This window comes from Actinacidiphila rubida, from assembly GCF_900110255.1.
Classification (GTDB): Bacteria; Actinomycetota; Actinomycetes; order Streptomycetales; family Streptomycetaceae; genus Actinacidiphila; species Actinacidiphila rubida.
In genome coordinates this window covers 33,587-47,170 of the sequence record NZ_FODD01000033.1, presented here as the reverse complement: position 1 = coordinate 47,170, position 13,584 = coordinate 33,587, and the positions used below count along the sequence as shown (strand labels likewise).

Annotated in this window: 12 protein-coding genes; 2 read left to right on the top strand and 10 right to left on the bottom strand. The window is 75.2% G+C overall.

Annotated features, from left to right (window positions below; all coding sequences use genetic code 11):
• Positions 1-127 precede the first annotated feature (127 nt).
• Entirely contained in the window at positions 128-814 is a 687-nt protein-coding gene (locus tag BMW99_RS28440) for a TMEM175 family protein (protein WP_245791664.1), read from the top strand.
• 68 nt (positions 815-882) lie between these two features.
• On the opposite strand, the gene BMW99_RS28435 is transcribed toward BMW99_RS28440, so the two are convergent.
• Positions 883-2,853, bottom strand: coding sequence for a bifunctional metallophosphatase/5'-nucleotidase (locus BMW99_RS28435; RefSeq protein WP_075017805.1), 1,971 nt, complete (start codon positions 2,851-2,853; stop codon positions 883-885).
• A gap of 180 nt (positions 2,854-3,033) precedes the next feature.
• Between BMW99_RS28435 and BMW99_RS42730 the strand changes: the two genes are divergently transcribed.
• A complete protein-coding gene (locus BMW99_RS42730; RefSeq protein ID WP_265737211.1) occupies positions 3,034-3,159 on the top strand; it encodes a hypothetical protein in 126 nt (41 codons plus the stop codon).
• Positions 3,160-3,188: 29 nt separating this feature from the next.
• Here the strand turns inward: BMW99_RS42730 and BMW99_RS28430 are convergent, their stop codons facing one another.
• The 9 genes from BMW99_RS28430 to BMW99_RS28390 form a co-directional block, all read right to left on the bottom strand.
• Entirely contained in the window at positions 3,189-4,349 is a 1,161-nt protein-coding gene (locus BMW99_RS28430) for a ScyD/ScyE family protein (protein WP_075017804.1), read from the bottom strand.
• A gap of 143 nt (positions 4,350-4,492) precedes the next feature.
• Positions 4,493-5,887, bottom strand: a complete 1,395-nt coding sequence (locus BMW99_RS28425) for a nucleotide pyrophosphatase/phosphodiesterase family protein (protein WP_075017803.1) — start codon at positions 5,885-5,887, stop codon at positions 4,493-4,495.
• On the bottom strand, positions 5,866-7,038 hold the full coding sequence (gene eboE / locus BMW99_RS28420; protein ID WP_069463363.1) for a metabolite traffic protein EboE: 1,173 nt from the start codon (positions 7,036-7,038) through the stop codon (positions 5,866-5,868). Before eboE ends, BMW99_RS28425 begins: the two co-directional genes overlap by 22 nt.
• A 3-nt stretch (positions 7,039-7,041) precedes the next feature.
• Positions 7,042-7,902, bottom strand: a complete 861-nt coding sequence (locus tag BMW99_RS28415) for a TatD family hydrolase (RefSeq protein WP_069463367.1) — start codon at positions 7,900-7,902, stop codon at positions 7,042-7,044.
• An 8-nt stretch (positions 7,903-7,910) separates the two neighbouring features.
• On the bottom strand, positions 7,911-8,519 hold the full coding sequence (locus BMW99_RS28410) for an EboA domain-containing protein (protein WP_069463364.1): 609 nt from the start codon (positions 8,517-8,519) through the stop codon (positions 7,911-7,913).
• A complete protein-coding gene (locus BMW99_RS28405; protein WP_069463365.1) occupies positions 8,513-9,445 on the bottom strand; it encodes a sugar phosphate isomerase/epimerase family protein in 933 nt (310 codons plus the stop codon). The genes BMW99_RS28410 and BMW99_RS28405 overlap by 7 nt, the downstream gene beginning before the upstream one ends.
• Positions 9,442-10,404 (bottom strand): SCO3242 family prenyltransferase, encoded by a 963-nt coding sequence (locus tag BMW99_RS28400; RefSeq protein WP_075017802.1) that lies wholly within the window; start codon positions 10,402-10,404, stop codon positions 9,442-9,444. Before BMW99_RS28400 ends, BMW99_RS28405 begins: the two co-directional genes overlap by 4 nt.
• Positions 10,401-11,549 (bottom strand): inositol-3-phosphate synthase, encoded by a 1,149-nt coding sequence (locus BMW99_RS28395; RefSeq protein WP_075017801.1) that lies wholly within the window; start codon positions 11,547-11,549, stop codon positions 10,401-10,403. The genes BMW99_RS28400 and BMW99_RS28395 overlap by 4 nt, the downstream gene beginning before the upstream one ends.
• Before the next feature lie 633 nt (positions 11,550-12,182).
• Complete coding sequence (locus BMW99_RS28390) at positions 12,183-13,322, bottom strand: polyprenyl synthetase family protein (RefSeq protein ID WP_245791663.1); 1,140 nt, start codon at positions 13,320-13,322, stop codon at positions 12,183-12,185.
• Between the last annotated feature and the right edge of the window lie 262 nt (positions 13,323-13,584).

Below are 13,584 nucleotides of genomic sequence, written 5' to 3'. Positions count from 1 at the left end.
CATGGGTGAGGACGAGGACCGGCGCGCCCGTCCGAGGCGGGGGACGGCGCTGCCGCGGGCGGGTGCCGCCCGCCGGGGGGCCGGTGCGCGCGGCCGGCTGCCGGCCGGCGTCGCCCGCTAGCCGGTCGTGGCCGGCCGTCCCGCCGTGTCCTCGGCGCGGTTCCAGCGCTCGGAGACCGCCCGTGCCGAGGCGTTCAGCGACGGCGTGTTCGCGATCGCGGCGACCATCCTGGTCCTGGGCCTGGCCGTGCCGGCGCACCCGGCCGGGGGGCTGGGGCACGCGCTGGCCCGGCAGTGGCCGGCCTACCTGGGCTATCTGGCGTCGTTCAGCTACATCGCGGTGATCTGGCTCAACCACCACCAGGCGTTCGTGCGGATCCGCACCATGAACCGCGGCCTGCACGCCGCGAACCTGTTCGTGCTGTTCATGACCGCCGCCCTGGCCTTCCCCACCGAGGTCGTCGCCGACGCCGTCCAGAGCGACGTGTGGGGGCGGGACGCGAAGGTGGCGACGGCCCTGTACGCGGGGATCGCCGCGGCCCTGTGCCTGAGCTGGGTCGCCCTGTACTGGCGGCTGCTGCGCTGCCCGGGGCTGCTGGAGAAGGGGGTGGAGCCCGCCTATGTGCGGCACGGCCTGATCCGCTCCGCTGTGGGCGCCGCGGTCTACTGCACGGTCGGGGTGCTGGGCGCGCTGGTCACCCCGCCCATCGCGCTGGCCGCGTTCGCGGTGCTGCCCGCGTTCTACTTCGCCACCAGCGAGGGACTGCCGACCGGGCGGCGTGCCGCGGACCAGGGCCCGGGCCCGGACGCCTGAGCCCACCCGCTCCGGCCGGGCGGGCCGGGCGGGCGGGCGGTGCAAGGGAGGTCGGGCGGTGCAAGGGGTCAGCAGGGGAGGGCGAAGCCGCCGTGCGGGCGGGCGCGGGTCAGGGCGGCGGCCACCGCGCGGGACTGGGCGGCGGCGTCCTGCCCGGCCGCCAGGGCCGCGGAGGAGGGCAGAGCCGGGGCGGGGAAGGCTCCGACGCGGGCGGTGGCGGCGGTGGTGTTCAGGGCGGTGACGCGGTCCGGCGGGGCCGGGGTCAGGGTGCCGCGGGACCGTACGAACGCCACGAAGCTCTCGTAGTCGCGTACGTGCCGGACCGGTTCGGTGAATCCGGTGAACGCGGTGAACCCGTCGGCGCCCAGCAGGGTGTAGGCGGTGGCGGCCAGGCGGTAGGTGGCCGCGGTCTCCAGCGGTGTGCCGTCGAGGGTGACGGTGCCGGCCACGACGCGGGCGCCGACGGGGGCGGTGGCGTCGAAGCTGTAGCGCACGCCGGCGGAGACCGCGAACGGCGAGAAGCGCAGTGTGCCGTCGGCGGCGGTGCTCCACTGCTGTTCCAGGGCGGTCAGCAGTTGGCCGCCGGTGACGGTGACGGTCAGGATCGGGTCGCCGTAGCCGACGGCGTTCCAGGCCTGGGCGAGGGTGACCTGGCCGCCGGAGGCGGTGTCCATGGTCAGGTCGCGGGCGATCACGACCGAGCCGGTCAGTGGTGCGGTGGCCACCAGCGCCAGGTCGGCGGGCACGTTGGGGTGGTCGTTGCCGTCGTTCATCGGGCCCAGCGGCTGCCGGCCGGCCCAGTACGCCCAGTCCGCGACGAGGTCGCCCATCGTGCTCTGCCCGGCGGTGGTGCGGGTGCGGGTGAAGGAGGCGCTCTGCCGGCCGATGACGGTCCTGCCGCGGGTGGCGGCGTAGCCGCTCCAGTAGTCGGCGACCTCCTGCAGGTCCTTGTCGGGGGTGATGTCGCGGGTGTTGGGGTGGTTGACCGAGGTGGTCAGTTCCCGCACCACGCGGCCGGTGCGCGGGTCCAGCCGCAGGTTGATCTCGTTGATGAGCTGGCCGTAGCAGCCGGCCTCCACGAACGGGCGGGGCACACCGTTGGGGTCGGGCACCATCATGGTGAAGCGGCAGTGCCAGTGCCCGGTGACGATGGCGTCGATGTCCGGGGAGACGCGCAGCGCCAGGTCGTAGGCGGGGCCCGAGGGGTTGGTGCCGGTGGTGAAGTCGGCGCCGGCCACCGCTCCGTCGTGCATGGACAGCACGATCGCGTGGACGCCGCGGCGCTTGAGTTCGGCGGCGCAGGCGTTGGCGGTGGCCACCTCGTCCAGCGAGCCGAGCGCCGGCTGGTAGGAGGTGGAGCCGGTCTCGGTGCCGGCCGCGGTCAGGTGGATGAAGCCGATCGGCAGGCGGCGGCCGCCGCCGGCGTCGACCCATTCGATGTTGTAGGGCGCCAGCACCGTGTCCTGGTCGCGGGACCAGACCATGTTGGCGCTGTAGTAGCGGAAGTCGGCGCCCTTGAAGCGGCGGCCGGAGGCGTCGGGGAACGCGTCGTCCTGCCCGATGTCGGGGAACGGCACGCCGTGTTCCATGTGCCGGACCAGGAACGAGGGGGACTTGTCGAACTCGTGGTTGCCCGCGGTCGCGAAGTCCAGGCCCATCCGGTTCAGCGCCTCGATGGTCGGCTCGTCGGCCAGGCTCATGGCGTCGAACTCCCAGCCGGAGAAGAGGTCTCCGGGCGCGAAGAAGATCGAGTTGCGCCGTCCGGCCCGCAACCGCTCCAGGTGCGCGGCCATATAGGCGACACCGCCGACGGTGTAGGCGGCGCCGCCGGCGCCCAGCACCGTCGCGTTGCCGCCGGGCGCTGCCTGCAGGTATCCGTGCAGGTCGGTGATGTTCAGCAGTTGCACGTCCACCAGGTCGTGTGCCGTCGCCGCGTCCCGCGCGGCCGCGCCGGCATACGCCGGTGTGCCCACCGCCGTCATGGTCACGGCGGCTCCCGCCCCCGTCAGGAAAGCACGCCGTCCGATCTCTCGCGCCATCTCGCCCCTCCTGCCGTGCAGTTCACCCTGCGGCCGCCGTTCGGCCAGGGCCCGTCCACCAGGCAAGCCCTCGCGGCCCACGCCCCGGCCACGCGCGGGGGGCGGGGGCGTGAACACTGCCCAGCCGACTGCGCGGTAACGGGACGCATCGCCTGGGGCGGGTGCAACTCCTGGGACCACGTGGACTGGTGGGAGGTGGTGACGGTGGTGACGGCGGTGGTGACGGTGGTGGTGCCGGTGGGGACGGCCGGTTCGGGCCGGCCCCACCGGCGCCGGTGGCGCCTGGAGCTCGCGGTGGCGCGGTGAACGGTGGGGAGAATGCGGGGTGTTGCGGGTCAGGACGCGGCGCCGGTGAACTTCAGCAGCTCGCCGCTGGTGCCCTGGGTGTTGTTGGTGACGTAGACGTCGCCGCGGGCGGTGACGGCCAGGCCGGTGGGCTGGTTGAGGACGTCGCCGGTGTCGATGACGCTCCACGCGCCGGTGCGGTGGTTGACGCGGATCAGCGCGCCGGGCGAGGTCTGGGTGGGCGAGGTGCCGCCCTGGGTGTAGGACAGGACGATCAGGTCGCCGTTGGGGGCCAGGTCCACGTCGATGGAGCCGGTCAGGCCGGTGGCGAAGACGGTGGGCTGGCCGCCGGAGACGTACCGCCAGATGCGGCCCAGTCCGGTGCGGATGCCGCTCATGTCGGTGATGTAGAAGGCGCCGTCGACGCCGCGGACGATGCCGGTGGGCACCGCTTCGGCCTGCCCGGCCGGCGCGTCGGGGTGGACGGTGCCGGCCGAAGCGGCGGGCGGGACGATGTTGTTCGGGAACAGCGCGGCGGTCTGGGTGGTGCCGTCGGGGTGGATGCGGATCAGGTCGTTGGCGCCGGCGTCGGTGGCCAGGAAGTCCTGGCCGTCGCGGGCGAAGTGCCAGGGGTTGGAGTACACGTCGTTGTTGCCCAGCACCGAGTCGGGGTCGTTGAGCTCCTCGTGGACGCCCAGGTCGCCCAGCACCTTGCCGGTGCTGGTGCTCAGCGTGCCCAGCGGGGCGGCGGCCGGGCCCAGTGCGGCGCGGGTGTCGGGGGTGCCCGACAGGCCGTACAGGATGCGGTAGGTGCTGCCGGTCGGGCCGGCGTCGGCCTCGATGGGGCCGCTGACCACGCCGGAGCCGTCGGCCCGCACGATCAGCTGCGAGGTCAGGCCGGTGACGACCCGGCCCTGCCAGGAGCCCTTGATCTTGTACAGCGAGGCGGTGTCGCCCACGCACTGGGTGTTGGGGGTCGTGCAGGCCGTGGCCGGCCCGGATCCGGCCTCGGTGACCAGCAGCGACCCGTCGGGCTGCAGCCGCACCGCCCGCGGGTTGTGCAGGCCGGAGGCCACGACGACCGGCGCGGTGGCCGGGTGCGGGTGGGCGGCCGGCGTGGCGGCCTGGCCGGGGATCGTGGCGGCAGCCAGGCTGCCCACGGCTGCCGCCACGACGACGGCGCCCGCCCAGGAGTTGCGGGAAACAGACATCTCTCTCCTCAACTTGGCGCGCCCCGCACGGTGCGGGGGCGTCGGTGCGGCGCGCCGGTGAGCGCGCCGCAAGACTGGGTGTCGAAAAACAGGGGTGGGGGTGGGGTGGGGTGGGGTGGCCGGTGGCCGTGGCGGCGGGGTGGTCAGTGGAGGCCTGCCAGGCGCAGCAGCAGCGCTTTGACGTCGGTGGCGGCGACCTGGCCGGGCAGGGCGCCGGGGGTGGAGCACAGCAGGACCGGGGCGTCCTGGGCGTGGTCGGGCAGCCGGCCGTGGCTGCCGCGGACCGCGTCGCCGTCCAGCGGGACGACGGCCATCCGGTAGCGCATCCCGAGTTTCTTGCGGGCCAGCGCGGTGGCCGCCTTGACCTTCACGTAGGGGTCGTGGGGGTCGAGGAACAGTTCCGCGGGGTCGTAGCCGGGTTTGCGGTGGATCTCCACCAGGCGGGCGAAGTCCGGGGCGGCGGCGTCGTCGAGCCAGTAGTAGTAGGTGAACCAGGCGTCGGCGTCGGCGATCGCCAGGAGTTCCCCGGAGCGGGGGTGGTCCAGGCCGTTGTCCTTCTTGCCGGCCTCGTCCAGGACGTGGGCGATGCCGGGCAGGTCCTGCAGGACCTGCCGCACGGCGGGGATGTCGGTGTCGTCGCGGACGTAGACGTGCGCGACCTGGTGGTCGGCGACGGCGAAGGCCCGTGAGGCGGCCGGGTCCAGGTACTCCATGCCGGCCTGGGTGTGGACGGCGAGGTAGCCGGCGCGGCGCAGTGCCCGGTTGATGTCGACGGGGTGGTCGACGGTGGTGATGCCGTACTCGGACAGGGCCACCACGGTGCGGCCCTGGGCGCGGGCCTGGGCCAGCAGCGGTGCCAGGGCGTCGTCGAGTGCGGTGGCGGCGGCGTGGGCGCGCGGGTCGTGGGGTCCGTAGCGCTGCAGGTCGTAGTCCAGGTGGGGGACGTAGACCAGGGTCAGGTCGGGGTGGTGGGTGCGGTTGACGTGGGCGGCGGCGTCGATGATCCACTGGCTGGAGGCGATGCCCGCGCCCGGGCCCCAGTAGCTGAACAGCGGGAACGTGCCCAGGGCGGTGGTCAGTTCGTCGTGCAGGGCGGGCGGCTGGGTGTAGCAGTCGGGTTCCTTGCGGCCGTCGGCGTGGTAGACGGGGCGGGGGGTGACGGTGATGTCGACGTCGGCGCCCATCGCGTACCACCAGCAGATGTTCGCCACGCGGTAGCCGGGGTGGCGGCGGCGGGCGGCGTCCCAGAGTTTGTCGCCGCCGACCAGGCCGTTGTGCTGCCGCCACAGCAGGACCTCGCCCAGGTCGCGGAAGTACCAGCCGTTGCCGACGATGCCGTGGTCGGCCGGCAGGGTGCCGGTCAGGAACGTGGACTGGGCGCTGCAGGTCACCGCGGGCAGGACGGTGCCCAGTTCGGCCCGTGATCCGGTGCGGCCCAGGGACTGCAGGTGCGGCATGTGCTCCAGCAGGGCGGGGGTCAGTCCGACGACGTCGAGGACCATCAGGGGGGTGGGTGTCACGGCTGCTGCTCCTTGCATCCCAGGTCGGTCAGCCAGTCGCGGGCCAGGGCCAGTTCGGCGGCGATCCCGGCGGCCAGGGCGGCGTCGTCGGCGGGGCGCAGCGCCGGCGGCAGGGCCTGCCAGGTGTAGGTCTCCACCTCCAGGTGGTGGCAGCGGGGGTGGCGGCCGCCGGCCAGTTCGGCCAGTGCGTCCTTGAGTACGGCGGTGGTGGAGGTCAGCGGTGGCGCGGGCGGGGCGTGCAGCGGCACGTGGAAGTGGGAGCGCCAGGGCACGTCGTCGGGCAGTGCGGTGCCGTTCAGGGCCGGTCCCAGGTCGTCGCTGGCGTGCAGGAGGGTGCCGTGGCGGGCGCGGGTCTGGTGCAGGAACCGCGGTTCGTCGAAGGCGGCCAGGGCCGTGCGGACGGCCGGGTCGGCCGGGGTGGGGGCGTGCAGGGCCGCGGACAGCTGCGCCTTGACCACGTCGATGCCGGCGGTGTGCAACCGGGCCAGTGCGGCGGCCGGTTCCTCGAAGGCGGTGGCCAGGTGGCAGGTGTCCAGGCACACGCCGATGCGGTGCGCGGGCAGGTCCGCGAGGGCGTCGACGGCGTCGGCGGTGGTCTCCACCGCGCAGCCCGGTTCGGGTTCCACCGCGATGCGCACCGAGCGGCCGGTGTCCTGCTGCAGTTGGTCCAGGGAGCCGGCCAGGGTGGTCAGGGCGGTCCGGCAGGTGTGCCGGGCGGTGGCGTCGACGGCGGTGTGCCAGCCCAGTGGCAGGGTGGAGATGGTGCCTTCGCCGACGTCGTCGGGCAGCAGTGCGGCCAGGATCCGCGCCAGGTCCAGGGTGTAGTCCAGGCGGGCGGGCTCGGTCCAGTCGGGCCGGTAGACGCGGTACTTCACGCTGGCGGCGCCGAAGCCCTGGTAGGGGAAGCCGTTGAGGGTGACCACTTCCAGTGAGCGGCGTTCCAGTTCGCCGCGCAGGTGGGCCAGGGCGGCCGGTGAGGCGGCCAGGGCGGTGGCCGCGTCGCGGGCCAGCCACAGGCCCACGCCCAGGCGGGGGGTGTCCAGGTGGCGGCGTACCGGTTCGCAGTAGGCGCCCAGTTGGGCGATCACCGCGTCCAGGGTCTCCGCGCCGTGGACGTTGGTGCAGTAGGCCAGGTGGAGGGTCGAGCCGTCGGGGTGGGTGAACCGCACGCCTCACTCGCCTCCGCGCGCAACGGAGTTGCCGGCGAACAGTGCCTGCTCGTGGGTGCGGGCCTGGTCGATGTCCAGGCGCAGGCGGCCGCTTTGCCCGTAGAAGGCCACCGGGTTGCGCCACAGCACGAGGTCGACCGCGTCGTGGTCGAAGCCGGCGGCGAGCATCGCGTCGGCGACCTTGCGGGTCTTCAGCGGGTCGCTGTGGCCCCAGTCGGCGGCGGAGTTGACCAGGACCCGCTCGCAGCCGTACTGCCGCAGGACGGCGACCATGCGCTGTTCGTCCATCTTGGTGTCGGGGTAGACCGAGAAGCCCATCCACGCGCCGGACTCGCGGGCGGCGGCGACCGTCGTCTCGTTGAGGTGGTCCAGCAGGACCCGTTCGACGGGCAGCGGGGAGTCGGCGACCATCTGCAGGGTGCGGTGCACTCCGGCGAGTTTGTCGCGGTGCGGGGTGTGGACCAGCGCGGGCAGGCCGGCGGCCGCGGCCAGTTCCAGCTGCACGGCCAGTGCCTGGTCCTCGGCCGGGGTCATCGCGTCGTAGCCGATCTCCCCGACGGCCACGACCTGGTCCTTGAGCAGGTAGGCGGGCAGTTCGTCCAGGACCTCCGCCAGCCGCGGGTCGTTGGCCTCCTTGGGGTTGAGCGCCAGCGTGCAGTGATGGGCGATGCCGTACTGCGCGGCGCGGAACGGCTCCCAGCCCAGCAGCGCGTCGAAGTAGTCGAAGAACGTCTGCGGGGAGGTGCGGGGCTGCCCCAGCCAGAACGACGGTTCGACCAGGGCCCGCACGCCGGCCGCGTGCATCGCCGCGTAGTCGTCGGTGGTCCGGGACGTCATGTGGATGTGCGGGTCGAAGATTCGCATCGCCAACCTCAGCCTTCCTGCTCGGTCAACGCCAGCACCTGTGTCAGGTCCGCCGGGACCGCGCGGGCGGCCGCGACGCGTTCGGCGGCGAAGTCCCGCAGCATCCGGGCCAGTTCGCCGTCGCCTGCCGCCCGCCGTTCAAGGCCGGCGATCACCGTCACCGGCACGCCGGTGAACAGGCATTTGAGGACCGCGTGCCGCCAGGCGTGGGCCGGCAGGTGGGCGGCGGCGTAGGGGCCCAGGGCCGCGGCCACCAGCCGGGTGTCGTTGGTCCGCAGCGCGTCCTCCACCAGCGGCAGCCCGTCGCCGGGGTCGACGTCCAGGACGGGCAGCGCCGCCAGCACCGCGCGCCGCTCGCCGGCGCTTCCGCGCCGGTACAGGCGCGCCAGCACCGGCCCGCCGGCGCCGGCCGCCTCCAGCAGCAGCACCCGCGCCGCGTCGGCGGCCTGCTCGCCGTCCAGGGCGCGGCCCGCGGAGGCGAACGCGACCTGCCAGGCGGGCATCGCGGCGGGTCCGGGGGCCGTGGTTTCCTCGGCCGCCGCGGTCAGCGCCGCGTCCAGCCATGCCGCGCCCGCGGCCGGCAGTCCCGCCCGTACCTGTGCCGCGCCCGTCACCATCGCCTGCCGCCTTCCTCGCTCCGTCCCGCCGGCGCGACGCCGGCGCCTGCCCCTGCTGCTGCTCCTGCTGTGGTGCGGGCCGTGTGTGCGGGCCGTGCCGTGCGCAGGAACTCCAGCGACGCGGCGGCCAGCGCGGGACCGGCGTGGCTGTGCCGGGGCAGCTCGACGACGACCAGGCCCTGGTAGCCGCAGGCGTCCAGGGCGTCCAGCACCGGCGGGAAGTCGATCTCGCCGTCGCCGAAGGGCAGGTGCTCGTGGACGCCGCGGCGCATGTCCTCGATCTGCACGTGTGCCAGCCACGGCGCGGCCGCGGCCACGCAGCGCTGCGGCGGGTCCGGTTCCAGGCACTGGCAGTGCCCGATGTCCAGGGTCAGCCGCAGGCCCGGCGGATCGCCCAGCCGGTCGCGCAGCTGGTGGAAGTCGGCCAACGTGCCGACCAGGTGGCCCGGTTCGGGCTCGATCGCCAGCACCACGCCGGCCTGGTGCGCCGCGTGGAGCACCGGTTCCAGCGCGTCCTGCAGCAGGTGCCATCCGCGGGCGGGTGCCATGCCCGCGGGCAGCGGCCCGCTGAAGCCGTGCACCACCACGGCGCCGAGGTCGGCCGCCACCCGCACCGCGGTGACCAGCAGGCCGGCCCGCTGCGCCCGGGCCTGCGGGTCCGCATCCAGCAGGGACGGGCCGTGCTTGGCCCGCGGGTCCAGCACGTAGCGCGCGCCGGTCTCCACCGCCACCGACAGTCCCAGCGCGTCCAGGCGCCGGGCCACCGTCGCGGCCCGCGCGCCCAGATCGGGTGCCAGCGGGTCCAGGTGCATGTGGTCCAGCGTCAGACCCACACCGTCGTAGCCCAGATCGGCCAGCAGCCCCAGCGCGTCGTCCAGCCGCAGGTCCGTCAGCCCGTTCGTGCCGTAGCCCAGCTTCAGGCTCATGTCACGCTCACCTTCCGCGCGACCCGCCCGGCCACCGGCGCCAGGGCGGCCAGCGCGCCGGCCAGGGCCACCGCCCCGGAGCGGGCTGCCAGCCCCGCCTGCAGCGGGATCACCGCCTTGATCCCGCCGCCGACGGCCTTCTGCGTCAGCGGCGGCGACGCGTTCAGCGCGGCGTGCAGCAGCGGCCGGCCCGCCGTCGCCACGTACACCCCCGCCAGCGCGGCCCGCAGCCACCGCGCACCGCCCGACGCGCCACGCACCGGAACAGGCGCGGGCGCGGGTGCGGTCCGGGGGCGCAGGGGGGTGGGGGTGGGCAGGAGGCCGGCGGTCAGCGCGCCGAGGACGGCGGTGGTGCCCAGCGCCGCGGCCGCGGTGCCCGGCGCGCCGCCGCGCGTCTCACTGCGGGAGACCGCGGTCACCGCGTAGGTGTGCGCGCCCAGCAGCGCCGCGGGCACCAGCGCCCGCCCCGCACCACCCGCGCCACCCGCGCCGGTGGCGGTGGGCGGGCGGCCGGCGGTGGCCGCGGCGCCCATCAGCAGGTCCAGGCCGCGGGCGGCGGCCATCGCCGCGGGCCCGGCCGGGGTGTGCTTCAGGCGCAGGTCGTAGGCCCACACGGTGCCGGCCAGCGCGGCCGCGCACAGCGCGGTGGTGCGGCCGGCGACGGCGGCCAGGCCCAGCCCGGCCGCGGTCAGCCCGATCCCGGCCGCCAGGGCCTGGCCGGGGGTGATCCGGCCCGAGGGCAGCACCCGCTGGGGGCGCTCGCGGGCGTCCTCCTCGCGGTCCGCCCAGTCGTTGAGGGCCATGCCCGCCTGGTACAGGCACAGCGAGGCCGCCGCCGCGCACGCGGTGCGCGCGCCGGGCCGCCGCCCGGTGGCCGCGGTCCCGGCCAGGACGTCGCCGGGCACGGTGAACAGCGCGGACACGCGCAGCAGTTCGGCCCAGTCACGGGGCCGGCTCACGCCGGCCCGCCCAGCCGGTCCGCGAACGCGACCAGGTGCCGGTACTGCTCGGACAGCGCCGAGGTGGGGCCGTCGGGGTCCTTGAAGTAGAAGCCCAGCTCGTCCAGCGGCCCGCTCAGTCCCCGCTCGTGGGCGCGGGCCACCAGCCGCGCCAGGTCCAGCACCAGCGGTGCGGCCAGCGCGGAGTCGCAGCCCTGCCAGATCGTCTGCAGCACCATCCGGGTGCCCAGGAACCCGTCGAAGGCCACGTGGTCCCAAGCGGTCTTCCACTCCCCCATCGCCGGCACGTCGTCGATGTGGACCTCGCCCTCGGGCACCGTTGCGAGCGTGTCGTGCAGCACCCGCGCCTTGCCCGCGTTCTTGGCCGCCGCGGCCGCCTCGTCGGCCAGCGCCGCGCCGTCGCCGCCGCCCAGCAGGTTCGCGCCCGACCAGGCCCGCACCGCGAGGGCCCGCTGCGCGAACATCGGCGCCAGCACCGCGCGCAGCAGCGTCTGCCCGGTCTTGCCGTCCCGGCCCGCCCACGGCACGCCCGCGGCGGCCGCCTGCGCGGCCAGCTCCGGATGCCGGATCCCGGTCGAGGGGGTGAAGTTGACGTAGGAGCAGCCCGCGCGCAGTGCCGCCGCCGCATACAGCGAACTGGCCGGCAGCCGCACCTGGCCGGGCGGCGGCACCGGCTCGGTCGAGGCGACGTTGACCACCACGGTGCGGGCGGCGCCGGTGCGCGCGGTGAAGTCCTCGATGTCCGCGGCGAACGCCGCGATCAGCTCCCCGTCCCCGCGCCGCTCGCCCGGCAGCGGCCCGCCGACGCGGATCTCCCGGTCGGCCGCGGCCAGTTCACCGTGCACCGACCGCGCCAGCCCGTGCGGCAGCACGCCCTGCCCGGCCAGTTCCTCCGCCCGCTTGGGCAGCGATCCCTCCACGGTGTCGTGGCCGCCGAAGACCAACGAGCCCAGCGGCGGCAGACCCGCCTGCGCGCACACCTGCGTCTCGGTGACCATCCCCACGCCCGGCCGCAGCCCGGCCGCCACCGCCGCGCACCCGGCCACCACCGTCGTGGCCACCGAACCGCGGGCCCCCACCAACCACACGCCCGTCACGTCCCCGCCCCTGGCACGCGCGACGATCCCGGACTGATCCTCGGACACGAAAAACCTCCTGAACAGCGTCAGTGGCGCAAACCGATACCCGCGGAACGGGCCCGGCCGTGCCGCCGGCACGAACGCGGGGCCGCTGGAACACAGGCGCCGCGGCCACGGCCCCGTGCCGCACCGCCCGCCCGTCCCGGCAGGCGACGCACGGCCACCACCGCACCGCCGCACCGCCGCCGTGCCGCCGCACCCGTACGGGCACTGCCCGAACACGCCCGCCACGACCAGGCACGAGAGGGCACCGGGCGAGGACGGCGGACCCGCATCGGGCCCGGGCGGGCCACGGCGGGCAGGACAGGACGGCACACGGCGTGGGGGGATCGCCGGGACACCTCAGGCACCCCGCGGCGCGGGACACCGTGCGAATGGATCTCGAACGCCGCACATCCTGCTCCCCGCCTCTCGCAACCGGCTCGGGTCCCGTTCGAGGGCACTTTTCGGACGCCCCACCCCCGCCCCGGCCCCGGCCGACGCGACCGGCTCGGGAGGCGGGGACCGGCCCCCGCCCCGCGGACGGACCCGGCGCACGGGTCACCCCGCGCGGGCGCGCACCACAAGGGGCGGGCGGGGCCCGGCGGTTGGAGGCCTGACGGAGTGGGGGCCCGGCGGGCGGTGCCTGACGGAGTGGGGTCAGGCGCTGCGGTAGGCGACCTTGTGGGCCATGCGGGCCAGTTCCTGCCGCCACTGCTCGCTGATCGGGGCGTCGGCGATCGCCTTGGTGCCGCGCTCCACCAGGGCCGCGATGTGCGCTTCGACGTCGGCGGGCACGCCGGTGTCCAGCAGGCGGCGCCGCACCTGCTGCGGGCTGTGGCCGGGCTGGGTGACCAGCGCCGCGATGTGCTCGTCGCGCTGCATCGCCCAGCCCAGCAGCAGCGTCATCTTGTGCTGGGTGAAGTCCAGTCCGGCCGGCTTGCCGGTGTCGGCGCCGTCGCCGAAGGCGTCCAGCAGGTCGTCGCGCAGCTGGAACGCCTCGCCGACCGCCTCCCCGTACTCCTCGAACGCCGCCGCCAGATCACCGCGGCCGGCCGCCGCGGCACCGACCACCAGCGGCCGGTGGATGCTGTAGCGGCCGGACTTGATCACCGCGATCAGCCGCGACAGCCGCGGATCGACGCTGAACTCCGCGGCGGCCGCCACGTCCATGTACTGGCCGATCATCACTTCCGAGCGCAGCGTGTCGAACGCGGCGACCGCCGCCGCCGGCGCCTGGGCCTGCGCCATCAACTGCCCGCTGTAGACCAGCGCCAGGTCCCCGACCAGGATCGCCACGCCCTCGCCGAACCGGCGGGCCTCGCCCTGCCAGCCCCGCTCCCGGTGCAGTGCCATCTGCGCCGCGTGCACCGTCGGCCGCCCGCGCCGCACCCCGGAGTCGTCCAGCACGTCGTCGTGGACCAGCGCGGAGATGTGGAGCATCTCGGCGGCGGCCGCCGCCGAGACCACCGCGGGATCCTGCGGGTCACCGCCGGCCGCCAGGTATCCCGCGACCAGGAACGCCGGCCGGATCCGCTTGCCGCCCGCGGCGATCAGCTCCGCCAGCGCGTCGATGGGCACCACCGCCCGCTCCTCGATCCCCGTCCACTGCTCGCGCTCGGCGGCCAGGAACGACACCAGCCGCTCCTCCACCCGCTCCAGCACCCGCTGCGCCGGCCACGGCCCGCCGGCACCGGCCCGCCCCTGGCCCGGCACCCCGCCGGGCCCCTGGCCCGCCGTCAGGTCCGCGTTCTGGTCGGCGTTCTGGTCGGCGTTCTGGTTCGACTTCTGGTTCGACACCGCTGGCTCCTCGAACTCGACTGGACGACTTCCTCGCACAACGACACACAGCGACACTCAGCAACACGGCAACACAGCCCGAAACGTGCACAAAACGGGCATGGCGCAGGGAAGAGGGGCGTGCAGGGGGGTGGGGGCAGGCGGCGGCCGGCGGGCGGGCGGGGCCGCGGCGCGGCCGCCCGTCAGGGGGTCGGCCAGACGGCGGCCGGAGGGGGCCGCGGGGCGCCATGGGGCGGATCTGGAGTCCTACTGTAGAGACGAT